The following is a 16,203-nucleotide window of genomic DNA, read 5'->3' on the forward strand; positions in this document are numbered from 1 at the left end:
GGGCGCGGGGGTGGAGGAGTCCCCGGAGAAGCCCCCGGGAGCTGGCGTCCACAGGGGGAGGGGACGCGGAGAACGCGCTTCCGCGCCGGCCCCCGCGCGCCGTGCGCGAAGGAATTCCTCCGGTACCGGATTCGGGTGCACATCCGTCACCTGCGTCCAGGAGTCCCCACGCGTCACCCACGTGTTCGACTCGCGTCCGGGGTGCTGGTGCCGGGCATCCGCAGCGGGTTAGGGTGCGGTGCCCCTTGGTGTCCGTGACCGCTAGGAGACACACCGTTGAGAACCCCCACCGCCCCCAGTGAACCCCCGGTCGGGAGGCGCCGTGCCCCTGCCCGGCGACGCGCCACCTGGACCGCGGCCCTCGCGGCCGTCCCCGTGCTCGTCGCGGCGCCGCTGGGCGCGCTCCCGGCACACGCCGACACGGCGGCCGCCGAAGAACGCCTGACCGACCTGCGCGCGGACATCGACGCCCTCCTGGCGGACCCGTCCCTGGAGGGAGGGGTGTCCGGGGTGACCGTCACCGACCCCGACACCGGCGCGGTGCTGTACTCGCGCGACAGCGGGGAGCAGCTGGTGCCCGCGTCCAACATGAAGCTGTTCACCGCGGCGGCCGCCCTGGACGTCCTGGGCGCCGACCACACCTTCTCCACCGAGGTCGTGGCCGAGGGCCGCGGGCACCGGCGCTCCGTGGAGGACCTGTACCTGGTGGGCGGCGGCGACCCCACCCTGTCCGAGCGGGACCTGGACGCGCTGGCCGCCGACGTGGCCGCCTCCGGGGTCAGGACCGTGCGGGGCGACGTCCTCGCCGACGACACCTGGTTCGACTCCGAGCGCCTCGTGGACGACTGGTGGCCCGAGGACGAGCCCTACGCCTACTCCGCGCAGATCTCGGCCCTCACCGTCGCCCACGGGGAGCGCCACGACACCGGCGTGACCGAGGTCGTGGTCACCCCCGGCGCGGCGGGCGCGCCCGCCGCCGTGGACCTGGGCGCCGCCGAGGGCTACGCCGAACTCGACAACCAGGCCGTGACCGGCCCCCCGGGCGGCACCAGCAGCGTGGTCGTCGACCGCCCCGTGGGGACCAACACCATCACGGTGACCGGCACGATCCCGGCGGACGCCGCCCCCGTGACCGCCCTGCGCACGGTGGACGAGCCCGCGGGCCTGGCCGGGCACCTCTTCGCGCAGGCGCTGGAGCGGCACGGCGTCACCGTCGAGGGCGGCGTGGAGTCCGGCGAGGCGCCCGAGCGAGGACGCCACGGCGCCCGGCTGGTGGCCGACCACGAGTCTCCCGAGCTGGCGGAGATCATGGTCCCCTTCATGAAGTTCAGCAACAACGGCCACGCCGAGATGCTCGTCAAGAGCATCGGCCGGGAGGTCGCGGGTGAGGGCAGCTGGGACGCCGGGCTCGCCGGTGTCGAGCAGTCCCTGTCCGGGCTGGGGGTGGACACCTCCGACCTCGTCCTCAACGACGGCTCGGGCCTGTCCCGTGGCAACCTGGTCACCTCCGACACGGTCGTGGACCTGCTCGTGAGCACGCGCGACGCGTCCTGGCACGGGATCTGGGCGGACTCGCTGCCGGTGGCGGGCGAGAGCGACCCGTTCACCGGAGGAACCCTGAGGTTCCGCATGGGCGGCACCGCCGCCGCGGGCGCCGTCTCCGCCAAGACCGGCACCATGACGGGCATCAGCGCTCTGTCCGGGTACGTGGCCGGACAGGACGGCGGCGACGGGCTGGTGTTCAGCGTCGTCAACAACGGCTACGGCGGCCCGGCACCCACGCCGGTGCAGGACGCGATCGCCGTCCGGCTGGCCGAGTACCTGGGCCACCAGGCGCCGGTGAGCGTCCGGTCGCAGAGCGCGCCGACCCAGCCCAGCGGTGAGCTGGAGTGCTCCTGGGAGCTGACCTGCTGATCCGCTGACGGACGGACCGGGCGGCGGGTCCGCCGCCCGGTCCGCGCGCCGCTCGCGCTCAGGGGCGTCCGCGCGTGAGGCGCAGTGAACCGGTCCGGAGGGCCACGGGGAGCCTCCCCGTGGCCCTCCGGGTTTTCCACAGGTGTGGACGGGCCTCGCCGCTCCGGCTCCGAAGGTGGCATCTTTGGAGAGGACGACGCCGCCTCCTCCCGCCACACGATCCGCGTCGCACCCCTGATCGCCTCCTCCGCCCGCGCGGAGCCCCCGGAAAGAGAGCGTTCCGATCGTGTCCTACATCAGCGAGGGGATCGGCCAGGTCCTGTCCCTGCTCGTGTTCGTCGGCCTGTTGATCGGCCTGGGCGTGCTGGCCAGCCGGATGATGGGCGTCCCCTTCAGCGCACCGCGGCTGGTGCTCGCGGGCTCTCTCGGCATGGTGCTGGGCGGCGTCGCCACGGCGCTGCTGTACTACGGCTCCCTCCGGCGGATCGCGGAGGTCGTTCCGGGGGAGTCGGGGCCGCCCGCGGGGTTCGGCCAGGCCGTGCTGCTGCTCTCGGCGGCCGCCGCCATGCTGGTCTTCGTCGCCCTGGAACTCGCCCTCCCCCGGGGTACCCGGCTGCGCCCGGTCCAGATGGCACGCGCGGTCCTGGACTGGTCGGGGCGCATGCGCCGCTACCGCCAGATCACGTGGATCCTGGCCAGACACGGGCTGTGGGGCTACGTCACCGGCCGCAGGGAGGACGGCGGGGACGCCTCCGGCCAACGCCGCCTGGCCCGTTCCCTGGCCCGCTCCATGGAGGAGGCGGGGGTGGTCTTCGTCAAGCTCGGCCAGGTGCTGGCCACCCGGCGCGACCTGCTGCCCCCGGCGTTCGTGACGGAGCTGGGGAGGCTGCACAGCGAGGCGGCCCCGGTGCCCGCGGACCGGATCCGCGCGACCGTGGAGAGCGAGCTGGGCCGTCCGCTGGACGAGGTGTTCGAGGACTTCTCCGAAGAGCCCCTCGCGGCCGCCTCCATCGCCCAGGCGCACACCGCGCGGCTGCGCGGCGGGGAGGAGGCGGTGGTCAAGGTGCAAAGGCCCGGTATCGGCCCGGTCGTGCACCGCGACCTCGACATCATCCGCCGACTGGCGCTGCGCTTCGAGGCCACCACCCGGTGGGGTCCGGCGATCGGCGTGGTCGACCTGGCCGACGGGTTCGCCGAGGCGCTCCGGGAGGAGCTGGACTTCGAGGTGGAGGCGGCCAACATCGCCGCCGTCTCCGAGGCCGCGCACGGGTCCCCGGTGCGTGTCCCCAGGGTGTACGAGTCCTACACCTCCAGACGCGTGCTGGTCATGGAGCGTCTGCGCGGCGTGCCCATCGGCAGCGCGGACCTGTCCGGGGCCGACGGGCACGGGCTCGCCTCGACCCTGTTGGCCTGCCTGCTCGAACAGGTGATGCTCCACGGGGTCTTCCACGCCGACCCCCATCCGGGCAACATCCTGCTGCTCGACGACGGCGGGGTGGGGCTGCTCGACTACGGCTCGGTGGGACGCCTGGACGGGCGGACCCGAGAGTCGCTCCAGATGATGCTGCTGGCCCTGGACCGGTCGGACGCGGTGCTGCTCACCGACACGCTGCTGGACGTGGTCACTGATTCCTCGGATGTGGACGAGGAGCGGCTGCGGCGCGCCCTGGGCCAGTTCATGGCGCGCTACCTGCACCGGGGGATGACCGTCAGCGTGCGGATGTTCACCGAGCTGCTGCTCATCGTCACCCGGTTCGGTCTGTCGCTGCCGGGCGAGCTGGCCGCGGTCTTCCGTGCGCTGGCCACCCTGGAGGGCACGCTGGTGCACCTGTCGCCGGGGTTCGACACGGTCACCGAGGCCCGGAGGTTCGCCGAGGCGCGCGCGTCGGAGCAGCTGAGCGGAGGCAGCCTGCACGACCTCGCGATGGGCGAGCTGGCGGCGATGCTGCCCACGCTGCGCCGCCTGCCGCGCAGGCTGGACCGGATCACCGACCAGCTGCACAAGGGCCGGTTCACCGTCCGGGTGCGGCCGTTCGCGCACCCGGAGGACCGCGACCTGGTCCAGACGATCGCGCACCGCGCCGTCCTCACCGTGCTGGCGGTGGCCACCGGGCTGATGTCGGTGGGCCTGTTCAACGTCACCGACGGCCCCCAGGTGGACTGGGCGCAGATGTCCGCGCGGGCGCAGGCGCTCAACGCCGTCGCCTGGCTGCTGCTGGCGGTGGCCGGGCTGCTGGTCCTGCGGCTGCTGGTGGGCGTCTCCCGCGACGGTGTCCGGGGGAGGGGATAGGAGGGGGAGTGGCGCGCTGGTCCCCCAAGAGGAGGGAACGGTACACGGGGAGCTCGGTGGAGCGCTGGTCCCTGAGGGCTTCGCGGACACCTCGGAGTCCGCGGTCACCCGGTTCGGGCATGCGCCCCGGAAAGGCGTCCGAGGCGGCCCGGCCGTGCCGCCGCCCCAGGGGTTCGCACCGGCTTCCCGGGGCGGGGAGGCGTGGGGCCGCTACCAGGCGCGGCGGCCGACGAAGGCCAGGAACCGGGTCTGGGCGTCGGCGCCCTCGGGCGGGGTGAGCTCGGGCCCGCAGACCCCGCTGCCGCGCAGGTGCTCCCCGAAGGCGGCGGTGGCCTCGTGTGCCCACCGGACGTCGCCGGGGTCCAGGCGCTCGTCCCGGCCGGTGGCCCGGGCCAGGTCCCAGCGGTGCACCACGAGGTCGAAGCTGAGGAACCGGTCCACCGCCTCGGCGAAGGTGGTGCGACCGAAGAACCCGTCGAACCCGGTGTCCGCGCGCCCGGGGTCGTCCAGGTCGCCCTGGACCACCGCGCGGGCGGCGTCCCAGGCGGCGCGGGGGTCCTCGTCCACGGAGGGGATGTCGCCCAGTTCGCGGCCGACCAGTCCGAGGAACATGCCCTGGGTGTCCACCACGTGGCGGACCACGCCGCGGGCGTCCCACCCCTCGCAGGGGGACGCCGACGACCAGCGGTCGGCGGGGACGGCCGCCACCGTCCCGGCGAAGTCCTCGGACAGGCGGGCGTAGCGTTCGGAGATGTCGCTCATGATCGGTGTTCCCCTCGGGTCTCTCGGTGTCCGCCATCCTGCCCCCCGCGACCGCGTCCCGTCTTGAACAAACGCGACGAACCGCACGTGTGTTCGGGAGCGGAGGGCTACCCTGGTGCCGTGAGACCGTACTCCGTGGGGGTGGAGGGGGACGCGCGCGGCATCCTCGACCCGGCCGCCGGGCTGACCCGGTTCCGCCTGGACCGGCACGCGCCCTCGGAGCGGGTGGCCCGCTTCGTGGACCGCTACTGGCTGGCCTCGTGGAACCTGACCGGCCGCGAGTCCCACACCCAGCGGGTCCTGGCCCACCCCGTCGTGAACCTGGTGTTCACCGGTGGGACCGCGACGGTGCACGGCCCCACCACCGAGGTGACCGAACGCCGCCTGGAGGGCCGGGGCTGGGCGCTCGGGGTGATGTTCCGGCCCGCGGGCTTCCGCCCGTTCCTCGGCGGGCCCATGAACACGATCGTGGACGCCAGCCTCCCCGCGTCGGAGGTGTTCGGCGCCCTCGGCACGGACGGGGCCCTCGACGGCGCGGCGCCGCCCGATCCCCTCGCCCTCATGGCCGGGGTCGATCGCGCCCTGGCCGCGCTGCTCCCCGCGGACCGCCACCCGGCGGAGGACGCCCGCGACGTCGTGGAGCGGGTGGCCGCCGACCCCTCGGTGGTCAACGTGTCCGGGCTCGCCCTGCGCGAGGGGATGGGCGTGCGGCTGCTCCAGCGCCGCTTCGCCGACCACGTCGGCCTCGGTCCCAAGACGGTCATCCGCAGGTACCGGCTCCACGAGGCCGCCGAGCGGGCCCGGAGGGGCGCGGTGCCCGACTGGGGGAGCCTGGCCGCCGAACTCGGCTTCAGCGACCAGTCCCACCTGACCAGGGAGTTCACCGCCGTTCTGGGGACCCCTCCCGCGCGCTACGCGGCACGCGCGACACCAGGCGGCTGAGCGTGCGGTACACGTCCTCGGCCGTCAGGTCCGGGTCGGCGCAGGCCCGGACGAAGAGGCCGTCGATGGCGGCGCCCACGCCCGCCCGGGCCTCCGGGTGGGGGAGATGGGGCGCCAGGAAGTCGTCCACGGCCCGGTTCCAGCGTTCGATCTGCGGGCGCAGGGCAGGACGGCGCGCGGCGAGCAGGAACAGTTCGCACTCGGCCATCACGTGGGCCCGTTCGGGGCCCGAGCCCACCGCGATCATCCCGGCGAGGGCGCGCAGGGCCGCGTCCGCGTCGTCGGGCACGGCGGCCAGGGCGGCCACGTAGGTGTCGTTGACCCGGGTGAGGGTGTCCACGAGCAGGTCGTCGACGGTCGAGTGGTAGTAGGTGACGGTGCTGGGCGGCACCCCGGCCTCGGCGGCCACGCGCCGCTGGCTGACCGCCGCCACGCCGTCGCGTTCGATGACGCGCATGGTGGCGTCCAGGAGCTGTCGGCGGCGCCGCTCGCCCTTGCGTCTGCGTCCGTCGGCGACGTCCTCGCCGACGGGCGCCGTGTCTCGGCCGTTCAGTGCCGCCCGCCCAGCTCCAGGGCCATGACCCCCGCGATGATCAGCGCGATCCCGCCGACCTGGACCCAGGTGAGCGACTCGCCGAAGAGCAGGGTGCCGATCACCGCGACCAGCGCGATGCCCACGGCCGCCCACACGCCGTAGGCCACGCCGAGGTTCATGCCCCGGGTGAGGGACTGGCTGAGCATGAGGAAGGCTGCGACGTACCCGACCACGACGACGACCGAGGGCAGCGGGCGGCTGAAGCCCTCGGAGAGCTTGAGTGAGGTGGTGGCGATCACCTCGGCGATGATCGCTCCGGCCAGCCAGAGCCACGGCACGGCGTTCCCCCCGACAGAGAACTGGGCGTTTGACCAGGTTCCTCCGGAGAAGAAACCTGAGCGTTCGGACAAGATTCTAGGGGGAGGGCCGCCCCGGTGTCCAAGGCCGGTTATGGATGGCCGTAACCTCATACCCGTAGGGAATCGAGGTGTACCCCCGGGGTGTATCGTCTTCGGTTCCGGCTTCCCCCGCGCCCCACGTCCCAGATAACCGCTCTATACCGATGCATGAGATTTCAGAACCTTTTCGGTGGGTGCGCGTCCTACTTGCGTGGATGGCGTTTCAGGCATGACATGGAGGTAACCAGACGTGACGGGCAAGACACCTCCGGCGGTGGCACGTCGTTTCGGTATCGGACTGGCGGCGCTGGCGCTGGCCGCCACGGCCTGCACGTCAGGTGAGGCCGAGACCCAGAGCGGCGGCACCGAGGCGGCCGGGGCCGACCCCGCGGAACTGGTGATCACCCCCGAGAGCGGTGCCGAGGAGATCGCGCCCAACTCCCCCGTCCGGGTCACCGCCGAGAGCGGTGTCATCACGGACGTCCAGGTGGAGCAGATCGTCACCACCGAGGCGGCGGCGGAGGGCGGGGGCGAGGCGGAGGACCCCGACCTCTACGCGATGACCGGCACCCTCAACGGTGACGCGACCGAGTGGGTCAGCGACTGGAACCTGCGCCCCGGCGCGGAGATCGTGGTCACCGCGACCGCCGAGAACGACGCCGGTGAGGAGACCGAGGTCGTCCAGGAGTTCACCACCCTGGAGGCGGTCGCCGGGCAGCGCCTGGAACTGGCGTCCAACTACCCCGTCTCCGGTGAGACCGTCGGTGTGGGCATGCCGATCGTCATCAACTTCGACCTGCCGGTGACCAACAAGGCGCAGGTCGAGAACTCCATGGAGGTCGTCTCCGAGCAGGAGATCCAGGGCGCCTGGAACTGGACCAACGACTCGACCGCGGTCTTCCGCCCCGAGGAGTACTGGGAGCCCTACCAGGCCGTCAGCGTCGACCTCCACCTCGCGGGCGTGGAGGCCTCCGAGGGCGTCTACGGGGTGAGCAACCACCGCATCGACTTCGAGATCGGCCGCGAACTGATCGCGACCATGCACGTGCCCGACCACGAGATGGTGATCACCGTCGACGGCGAGCACGAGCGCACCATCGAGGTGAGCAACGGCAAGGCCAACCGCCGCTTCGACACCACGAGCAGCGGCACCCACGTGCTCATGGAGCGCTACGAGCACATCACCATGGACTCCTCCACCGTGGGCATCCCCGAGGACTCCCCCGGCGCCTACAACGTGGACGTCCAGTACGCCGTCCGCACCTCCAACAGCGGCGAGTTCGTGCACGAGGCCTCCTACAACGGCAGCATCGGCAGCGCCAACACCTCCAACGGCTGCACCAACCTGCGCATGGACGACGCCCGGTGGTTCTTCGAGAACACCCTCATGGGCGACATCCTGGACACCACCGGCACCGACCGCGAGTTCGAGTGGGACAACGGCTGGGGCTTTTGGCAGAAGTCCTGGGACGAGTGGCTGGCCGAGAGCGCGACCGGCGAGCCGCAGGTGACCGACGGCTCGGGCACCCCCGGCTCCGTCCACGGCGAGCAGTAAACGCACGGAGAACGCCGGAGGGGCGCGGCCGTCCCGCCCGTCCCCGGGCGCCGCGCCCCGCCGGACGCGGGACCGCCCCGGATGCCCCTGTGGATGTCAGTCCTGCCGGGACAACCGGGCCACCACGGAGTCGATCACCAACTCGGTGACGGAGGCCATGTCCACGGCCCCCGGGTCGAGGAGCCACTGCACCTGGAGCCCGTCCATCACGGCGATGACCGCCGACGCCGCGGCCTCCGCCGGGGTGTGCCCGTCCGGCCCCGGCGTGTCCGCGGCCTCCCGGTGCCCCGGTCCCAGCCGGTCCAGCACGGCGTCCCCGATCTCCCGGCGCAGCACCGTGTAGCGGTCCCGGAACCACTCCTGCGCCGGGTGCTCGTCGGTGGCGCTCTCCGCCGACAGCACCGCGTACAGCTGCGTGGTCCCCGGCCGCTCCGCGTTGCGCCCGGCGGTCGCCACCAGGTGGTCCAGCATCCGGCTGCCCTCCGGAGCCGGGTCGGTGTCGTCGCGCAGCTCCAGGACCGCGGTGAGCAGGTCGGTCTTGGAGCCGAAGTGGTGCAGGACCCCCGCCGGGGTGATGCTGAGCGTCGCCGCGATGTCGGCCAGCGAGGTGTTGTGGAAGCCCTGCGAGGCGAACACGTCGGCTGCCGTGCGCAGGATCTGCTCGCGCCGGTTCACCCGCCTCCGCGGCGCTGGCGCCTCGGCGCCGGAGGAGGCGCGGGTGTCCGGCGCCGGGGTCGTCTCGCTCATCCTGGTCTCTCCACTTCCTGCACCCCGTCGGGTACTCCGGGCCCATGCGGGGGTCGGGGGCCCGTCGTCCACGGTATCCAGCTTTCCCCGCCCCTCTTGCTTAATGAATGTTAAGTAAGTTGAGCTCCCGCTGGAGAGACGTACGTCACAGGGTCAGGGGCTCGTGACTTCAGGCCTTCACGCCCGCGTCGCAGTGGAGAGTCGAAACGCCTGCGGAGGCTGGGTAGGACCACCGCCCCGTGGAGTGGGGCACCTGGGAGTGGAACAGGAACCAGCGGACACCGAGAGGTGTACCGCGCCCCCGACCGCGAGATGGTGGGGATCCTCGGGTTCACCCCGAGGAGGACGTCAAGGCACGCTGATCCGCCGCGCCGCCTCCGTCACGGACGCCGGACCGGGCGGACCTCGTACCCCACGGCGGGCGGCGGGGTCTCGACCGGCCCGCCCGGGCCGCAGGGCGCCGTGCCGAACGGCGTGGACAACGGGGGGACCCGGTCGAGCGCGGGCGTCGGGAACTCGGCGGCCAGGCGCGCCATCGACCGCTCCGTGGCCGATCCGGGCTCGGGGCAGTACGCCATGACCCGCTGGTCGGTGTCGGGCACGTGGAGCAGTTGGCACTCGAACTCCAGGCGTCCCACCAGCGGGTGGTCCACCCTCTTGCGGAACCCGCGCCGCCTGCGCACCTCGCGCGACTCCCACATCCGGGCGAACCTCGGCGAGGTGCCCAGCAGGGTGGTGACCAGTCGGGTGATGTCCGGGTCGCCCGGGTAGCGTGCGTAGGCGGCGCGCAGGTCCGCCACCGAGTGCTGGGTGAAGCAGACGTTGTTCGGCTCGTCCCAGTGCGGGTCGTCCTCCGGTTGGGAGAACATCCACTCGATGATGTTGCGCCGCCCCTCGGGCAGCGCCGCCATGTCCCCGATGAAGTGGGTGGCCATCCGGTTCCACGCGAGCACCTCGTACTTGGCGTCCAGCACGTAGGCGGGGGTGGTGGTCAGGCCGTCGAGCAGGTACCGCACCGCTGTGGAGACCTCGCGGCTGGGGCCTCGGGTGACGGGGGGCTCGGCCCCGGCCGTGTGGAAGAGGTAGGCGCGCTCGTCCGCGTTCAGCATCAGGGCGCGCGACAGCGCCGACAGCACCTGCCGTGAGGGATTGGGGCCGCGCGCCTGCTCCAGCCGTACGTAGTACTCCACCGACATCCCGGCGAGCTGGGCCACCTCCTGGCGGCGCAGGCCCGGGGTGCGGCGGCGCCCGGTGTCGGGCAGTCCGACGTCGCCGGGGCCGATCCTGCCGCGCCGGTCGCGCAGGAACGCCGCGAGTTCCCCACGGTCCACCATCGCACGCGCCTCCTCGTTGTGGTCTCCCCTCCAGAGTGCCCCAGGAAAGCCTTCCTGACAGTGGTACCGCTGATACCAGCCTCGGCTGTTCCTTCCACGCGTTCGCGGGCTCCTCCACGGTGGGACCCATGACGAAGACACGCAGGATCGCCCTCGTGACGGGGGCGAACAAGGGAATCGGATTCCAGACCGCGCGACTGCTGGGACTGGAGGGAATGACGGTGCTGGCCGGGTTCCGGGACGCGCTACGCGGCGCCGAGGCGGAGGAGGCCCTGCGCGAGGAGGGCGTGGACGTCCGCGCGCTGGCGCTGGACGTCACCGACGCCGGGAGTGTCCGGGCCGCCGCCGCGCGGGTGGAGGAGGAGTTCGGACGGTTGGACGTGCTGGTCAACAACGCGGGTGTGGCCCTGGGCCGGGGCGGGATCGGCGAGACCGACCCCGCCGCGCTCCGGCGGACGCTGGAGGTGAACGTGGTGGGCACGGTGACGGTCACCGACGCGTTCCTGGGCCTGCTGCGCCGCTCGGAGGCCGCGCGGGTGGTCAACGTGTCCAGCGAGATCGGCTCGATCGGGACGATGACCGACCCGGACAGCCCGTTCTTCGCGATGGAGGGAAACGCGGGCTACCCCGCCTCGAAGGCGGCGGTGAACATGGTGACGGCGCTGTACGCCAAGGCCCTCGCGCCCCTGGGAGCCAAGGTGAACGCCGCCAACCCCGGGTTCTGCGGGACCGACCTCAACGGCAACACGGGCACGCGCACTGCGGAGCAGGGCGCGCGGGTGAGCCTGCACCTGGCCACCCTGCCCGGGGACGGGCCCAGTGGGGTGCTCTGGGGCCACCTGGCCTCGGCCGAGGGCCCGGAGAGCTACGGGGTCCTGCCCTGGTAGCGGTGGCACCGGGGGCCGGGCGGATCGCCTCCGCCCGGCCGGGCCTCACCAGGCCCGGACGCCGCCGACGGGAGCGGGCAGGTGCTCGCTCAGCCAGGTCCACGTGCCGTCGTTCTCGGTGAAGCGGCGCTGGACGCGCTCCACCTCCGTGATCGGGTTCGAGAACACCTCGGTCCACGCCCCGGCGGTGCGCTCCTCCAGGTAGAGGCTGCGCGCGTCGGTGCGCATGCGCACCGCCTGGAGCGTGTGGTTGGAGCCGTCGCGCAACTGGATGCGGTAATAGGCCATGGGAAGTCCCTGGAGTGTGGTTCGTCCTGGATGGAAGAAGGACGGTGCGTTCCCGGACCGCGCGCGGCACCGGCGGGTGCGCGTGGGGGAACCGGTCTCCCGGAGCGTGCGGCGGGCGTACGTGGTCGGGCCGCGCGAGCGTCTGACGGGTGGCGGCGGGAACGCCGAGACCCGGAGTGCTCCGGGGAACGGGTGCGGGTGCCGGAAGCACCATGCTGTCCGCGGTCTGGACTCTACTCCTGTCGTGGGCGCGCCGGAGCCGTAACCACAGATACGGCGGATGAAATCCGGGTGATCCGACGGTGATCGCGGGATGCGATTCGGAAAAATGGGCGGATAGCGACACACCGCACGCGATACGCCTGATTCGGTCCGTGTGCGGACTCGGTGGCGGCCCGCGGGCCCTACGGAGGGGGAGGCATGGGCCGCCCCTCGGTGCTTGGGGAGGTCGCGACGTGCGGGACTCCACTACCCTCGTAGGGCACCTTTGCTCCGTGTGCCCTCCCCTTCACACCACCCCGCCCCGAATGAGCGAGGTTCCCCTCCGTGTCCACAGGCTCCCTCACCGTGCTCCTGCCCACGACCGTCGCCGACCTGGCCCCGGACGACCCGGTCCGGATCGGGCGCTACCGGTTGCTCAAACGGCTGGGCGCGGGCGGGATGGGACTCGTGTACGCGGCGCGGGACGAGGGCGGCGGGCTCGTGGCCGTCAAGCTGATCCACCCCGAGTACGCGTCGGCCGCCGACTTCCGGGCCCGCTTCGCGCGCGAGGTGGACCTGCTGGGCCGCGTGGGCGGCGCCTGCGCCGTGCCGCTGCTCGACGCCGACACCGAGGCGGCACGGCCCTGGCTGGCGACACCGCTCGTGCGCGGCATGACCCTGAGCGACTACCTGCGCAGGCACGGCCCGCTGGGCGAGGAGCTGCTGCGCGGCCTGGCGGTGGGGGTGGCCGAGGCGCTGACACAGATCCACGAGGCGGGGATCGCGCACCGCGACCTCAAGCCCTCCAACATCGTTCTCTCGCCGGAGGGCCCGCGCGTCCTGGACTTCGGCGTGGCGCGGGCGATCGACCAGACGGCCATCACCCGTACCGGGATGCTCAGCGGCTCGCCCGGGTGGATCAGCCCGGAGCACTACCGCGGTGAACCGGTCTCCACCTCCGACGACGTGTTCGCCTGGGGTGCGCTGGTGGTGTACGCGGCCACAGGACGCCCGCCCTTCGGTACGGGGAACGCGGCCGCGGTGGCCCACCGGGTGCTCGACTCACCGCCCGACACCGACGGCTTCTCCGGTCCCCTGGCCGACCTGGCGCTGCGCGCGCTGAGCAAGCACGCGGCGGACCGCCCCACCGCGCTGGAACTGGTGCACGGCGTGGTCCAGACGGCCTCCCCAGGCCGGGCCATCGCGCCGATCCGCGACGTGGGGACCGCGGCCGCGGCCACCGCCGGGGTGTTGGACCGCGACTGGCACGGTGTGCGGACGGGGGCCGAGCGCGAGTACGAGATCCCCGCGACCGGTGAGGGCCGGGGCGGGAGGCGGGTCCTGGCCCTCACCGGGGCCGCCCTCGGCGCCCTGGTACTGCTGGCGGGGCTCGTCGCGGGCGGGGTGGCCCTGGGCGGTGACTGGGAGAACCTGCCCATGGCCGCGTGGTTCTCGGGCGAGGAGGAGCAGACGGAGACGGTCGCGCGGGAGCCCTCGGAGGAGGAGCGCGTCCCAGGGCCGGTCTCCCGCGAGGAGCCCACCGAGGAGCCCTCGGAGGAGCCGTCCGAGGAACCCGGCCAGGAACCGTCGGAGGAGCCCAGCGAGGAGCCCGAGGAGACGGAGGAACCGGAGGAGGAGCCCGAGCCGGAGGCCCCCGCGCCGCCGCCGACGGTGCCGCTGACCGTGTTCAACGCCGAGGGCCCCTGCCAGACCTCGCGCGCGCCGGAGTGCGGCCTGAGACTGGTCCACGACCCCCACGCCCCCTACGCCGACCCCGGGAACCGGGCGGGCCAGGTGTGGCACGGCGACGTCCTCCAGACGTCGTGCCTGGTCCCGAACGGCGTCACCGTCACGGACGAGAGCGGGACGAGCACCAGCACCATGTACCGGGTGACCGCCGGCGCCACCACCGGCTGGCTCCCGGGGGCGCGCACGCGCGACGACCCCCAGGTCCCGGTCTGCTAGCGCCGTGACCACGGAGGTTCGTGCTCCCTCCGCCGTGACGCTTCTTGTACTCATAGCGAGGTTCGAGCGCCCAACCGCGCTATAAGTACAAGATCATCGCAGGTCAGAGCCCTTGCGTCACACCAGTAGCGCCTCTGGCCGACGCCCCGTCCCCGCCCGGTCCGGACGCTGGTCCGGCGGAGACCGGACCTGGAGTTACGGGGCCGCCGCGAGGCGGGCGCGGGTCTCCATCAGGGCGAACCCCAGCAGGTTGAGGCCGCGCCAGCGCTCGGGGACCCGCGCGTCGTCGTTCCTGGCGCCCAGTCCGATGCCCCACACCCGGTCGCGGGGGCTGGCCTCCACCAGCACCCGTCGGCCGGTGCCGAGCAGGAACTCGCGCAGCTCCGGGTTCTGGCCGAACTTGGCGAGGCCGCCCTCGACCACGATCCCGAAGCGGGCCGCCTCCCACGCGCGCTCGTCGAAGCCGCGCACCTGGCGGCCGATCACCTTGGCGTCCCGGGGGTGGCCCGCCGCGAGGATCCGCTCCTCCGCCTCGGCGTCGTCGAACAGGCGGGCCTTGGCGGCCATCATGTAGTGCTCCGCGGTGCGGTAGCCGACCCCCTCCACCGTGAAGTCGGCGGGCCACCACTGCGACAGGCAGCTCGCCGACACGCCTCCGGAGGCGGGCGGCTGGTGGCCCCAGAAGCACAGGTACCCGGCCCCGCCCTCCGAGGCCACCAGCTCCTCGACAGTGCGCGCGTCCGCGGGATCACGTGTGTCCGTCATGGGGGGAAGTGTTCCAGGCGGTACCGACACACGCGGCGCCGCGCGGGTGTGCGATGGCCGCCGCTGGGGCCTTGGGCGGGTGCGGTCGTACCCGGGGCGGCGTATGTGACTCCGTAGTAGCGTTGCGGGGAACCCCGGAAGCCGTAGGTCAGAGGGACCCCGTCCGTCGTGGCGCCGACGGTGGGCGGAGCGTTCTCCCAGCGCGCCGACAGCACGAGGACCGTGCTCGGGCGGGTGACGCCACCGGCTCGGTCGGCCGGCTGGCGGGTCCACTCGGTGCCGTCCGCCAGCGATGGCGCCCCGTGGCCGAGGCGCGGGGTCGGCACGCGCGTCGGCCGCCGCGCCGTGGCGGTCCTCCGGTGGCCGGGAGATGGGATATTTGACCAGATCACAGTTGAACTCTCAAGTTACTCCTGGGGGCACGGGCCCGATGGCCGAGACGCGGTGGCTCGACGAGGGCGAGCAGCAGACGTGGCGGGCCTTCCTGGCCGCCACCCACCTGCTGGAGGGGGCGCTGGACCGGCAGCTCAGGCAGGACTCCGGCATGTCCCACGCCTACTACCAGATCCTCGTGAAGCTGTCCGAGGCGCCCGAGCGCGTGATGACGATGACCGACCTGGCCAGGCGGCTGCGCTCCTCGCCCAGCCGCCTCTCCCACGCGGTCGCCCGCCTGGAGGAGGACGACCTGGTCCGCAGGTCCAAGCGCCCGGGCGACCGGCGCACCACCCTGGCCGAACTCACCCCGGAGGGTATGGCGGTGCTGCGCCGGGCGGCTCCGGGTCACGTGCACGAGGTCCGGCGCGTGCTCTTCGACGCGCTCACCGACGACCAGGTCAAGCAGCTGCGGGGGATCGCTGAGTCCATGCTCGACGTGCTCGACCCCGAGGGTGAGGAGCCGCGGTACACGGGGCCGACCGGTACGGTGCGCCAGGACTGAGTCGCGTTCTGTTGTCCGCTCTCACCAGGGCGGACGCCGAGGGGGAGAAATATCCCTCATTGGCACTCTATGTGTCCGGGTGGATGCGTACTATCATCTGCTTTCCCAGGAAAAGGTTGTAGTCTCAAGCAACGGTGCGAGGCCACGACCTCCTCCTGGGTTACCCGCTCACAGAGACAGGAACCGCTATGACCGAGAATCCGCTCGTGTCCCGTCTGGGGGACGTCACCGCGCTGCTCGCCAGAGTCGTGGTCGGCGTCGTCTTCATCGCGCACGGTTGGCCGAAGATGTCCGACCTCGACGGCACCGCCCAGGGCTTCGCGTCCATGGGGATCCCCTTCCCGCAGTTCGCCGCGCTCCTGGGCGCGAGCATCGAGGTGGGCGCCGGGCTGGCCCTCATCATCGGGTTCGCCCTGCCGCTGGCCGGGCTCCTCCTGGCCTTCATGATGGCCGGTGCCTACTTCTTCGCCCACGTCGGCGACCCGCTGGTCGGCGGCTTCGAGTTCGTGCTGGTCCTCGGCGCCGTCGCCCTGGCCCTCGGGTTCGCGGGCGGCCGCCTCTCCGTGGACCGCCTCATGCCGTGGGGACGCCCCCGCCGCCGGACCCCTGAACCGGTACCGGCCTCCTGACCAGTGTGTCCGGGCCGCCCGTCGCCGGAGGCGGACGGCTCGGGTACCGCGCAC

15 protein-coding genes are annotated in these 16,203 nt (G+C 72.9%); 8 read left to right on the top strand and 7 right to left on the bottom strand.

Annotation, left to right across the window (positions count from 1 at the left end; translation table 11 throughout):
• The first annotated feature begins 276 nt into the window (after positions 1–276).
• The gene (dacB, locus tag ACSIH6_RS24825; protein ID WP_435110718.1) at positions 277–1,914 is read left to right on the top strand and encodes a D-alanyl-D-alanine carboxypeptidase/D-alanyl-D-alanine endopeptidase; all 1,638 of its coding nucleotides are present in this window, start codon (positions 277–279) and stop codon (positions 1,912–1,914) included.
• Between the two features lie 286 nt (positions 1,915–2,200).
• The gene (locus tag ACSIH6_RS24830; RefSeq protein ID WP_435110719.1) at positions 2,201–4,204 is read left to right on the top strand and encodes an ABC1 kinase family protein; all 2,004 of its coding nucleotides are present in this window, start codon (positions 2,201–2,203) and stop codon (positions 4,202–4,204) included.
• 210 nt (positions 4,205–4,414) lie between these two features.
• Here the strand turns inward: ACSIH6_RS24830 and ACSIH6_RS24835 are convergent, their stop codons facing one another.
• On the bottom strand, positions 4,415–4,966 hold the full coding sequence (locus tag ACSIH6_RS24835) for a TIGR03086 family metal-binding protein (RefSeq protein ID WP_435110720.1): 552 nt from the start codon (positions 4,964–4,966) through the stop codon (positions 4,415–4,417).
• A 120-nt stretch (positions 4,967–5,086) separates the two neighbouring features.
• On the opposite strand from ACSIH6_RS24835, the gene ACSIH6_RS24840 reads away from it, so the two are divergent.
• A complete protein-coding gene (locus ACSIH6_RS24840) occupies positions 5,087–5,908 on the top strand; it encodes a DUF6597 domain-containing transcriptional factor (protein ID WP_435110721.1) in 822 nt (273 codons plus the stop codon).
• Here the strand turns inward: ACSIH6_RS24840 and ACSIH6_RS24845 are convergent.
• Positions 5,847–6,461, bottom strand: a complete 615-nt coding sequence (locus ACSIH6_RS24845) for a TetR/AcrR family transcriptional regulator (RefSeq protein WP_435110765.1) — start codon at positions 6,459–6,461, stop codon at positions 5,847–5,849. The genes ACSIH6_RS24840 and ACSIH6_RS24845 overlap by 62 nt on opposite strands.
• The gene (locus ACSIH6_RS24850; protein ID WP_435110722.1) at positions 6,458–6,781 is read right to left on the bottom strand and encodes a DMT family transporter; all 324 of its coding nucleotides are present in this window, start codon (positions 6,779–6,781) and stop codon (positions 6,458–6,460) included. Before ACSIH6_RS24850 ends, ACSIH6_RS24845 begins: the two co-directional genes overlap by 4 nt.
• A gap of 310 nt (positions 6,782–7,091) precedes the next feature.
• Here ACSIH6_RS24850 and ACSIH6_RS24855 point away from each other — a divergent pair, with 310 nt between their 5' ends.
• Positions 7,092–8,396: a L,D-transpeptidase gene (locus ACSIH6_RS24855; RefSeq protein WP_435110723.1), complete on the top strand. Its 1,305-nt coding sequence runs from the start codon at positions 7,092–7,094 to the stop codon at positions 8,394–8,396.
• Between the two features lie 96 nt (positions 8,397–8,492).
• On the opposite strand, the gene ACSIH6_RS24860 is transcribed toward ACSIH6_RS24855, so the two are convergent.
• A complete protein-coding gene (locus ACSIH6_RS24860; protein ID WP_435110724.1) occupies positions 8,493–9,143 on the bottom strand; it encodes a TetR/AcrR family transcriptional regulator in 651 nt (216 codons plus the stop codon).
• Positions 9,144–9,523: 380 nt separating this feature from the next.
• Positions 9,524–10,477, bottom strand: a complete 954-nt coding sequence (locus tag ACSIH6_RS24865; protein ID WP_435110725.1) for a helix-turn-helix transcriptional regulator — start codon at positions 10,475–10,477, stop codon at positions 9,524–9,526.
• Positions 10,478–10,605: 128 nt separating this feature from the next.
• On the opposite strand from ACSIH6_RS24865, the gene ACSIH6_RS24870 reads away from it, so the two are divergent.
• Complete coding sequence (locus ACSIH6_RS24870; RefSeq protein WP_435110726.1) at positions 10,606–11,364, top strand: SDR family NAD(P)-dependent oxidoreductase; 759 nt, start codon at positions 10,606–10,608, stop codon at positions 11,362–11,364.
• Positions 11,365–11,409: 45 nt separating this feature from the next.
• On the opposite strand, the gene ACSIH6_RS24875 is transcribed toward ACSIH6_RS24870, so the two are convergent.
• On the bottom strand, positions 11,410–11,652 hold the full coding sequence (locus ACSIH6_RS24875; protein WP_435110727.1) for a hypothetical protein: 243 nt from the start codon (positions 11,650–11,652) through the stop codon (positions 11,410–11,412).
• 546 nt (positions 11,653–12,198) lie between these two features.
• Between ACSIH6_RS24875 and ACSIH6_RS24880 the strand changes: the two genes are divergently transcribed.
• On the top strand, positions 12,199–13,818 hold the full coding sequence (locus ACSIH6_RS24880; RefSeq protein WP_435110728.1) for a serine/threonine-protein kinase: 1,620 nt from the start codon (positions 12,199–12,201) through the stop codon (positions 13,816–13,818).
• 195 nt (positions 13,819–14,013) lie between these two features.
• Here ACSIH6_RS24880 and ybiA read toward each other — a convergent pair whose 3' ends face one another.
• Positions 14,014–14,583, bottom strand: a complete 570-nt coding sequence (gene ybiA / locus ACSIH6_RS24885; protein WP_435110729.1) for a riboflavin biosynthesis intermediates N-glycosidase — start codon at positions 14,581–14,583, stop codon at positions 14,014–14,016.
• A gap of 430 nt (positions 14,584–15,013) precedes the next feature.
• Between ybiA and ACSIH6_RS24890 the strand changes: the two genes are divergently transcribed.
• Together ACSIH6_RS24890 and ACSIH6_RS24895 are read left to right on the top strand one after the other, a co-directional pair.
• Positions 15,014–15,520 carry a MarR family winged helix-turn-helix transcriptional regulator gene (locus tag ACSIH6_RS24890; protein ID WP_435110730.1) on the top strand — a complete coding sequence of 169 codons (507 nt, stop codon included), beginning with the start codon at positions 15,014–15,016 and terminating at the stop codon, positions 15,518–15,520.
• A 188-nt stretch (positions 15,521–15,708) separates the two neighbouring features.
• Positions 15,709–16,149 (top strand): DoxX family protein, encoded by a 441-nt coding sequence (locus ACSIH6_RS24895; protein WP_435110731.1) that lies wholly within the window; start codon positions 15,709–15,711, stop codon positions 16,147–16,149.
• Positions 16,150–16,203 lie beyond the last annotated feature (54 nt).

Source organism: Nocardiopsis synnemataformans (assembly GCF_965343085.1).
In the GTDB taxonomy this organism is placed as follows: Bacteria; Actinomycetota; Actinomycetes; order Streptosporangiales; family Streptosporangiaceae; genus Nocardiopsis; species Nocardiopsis alborubida.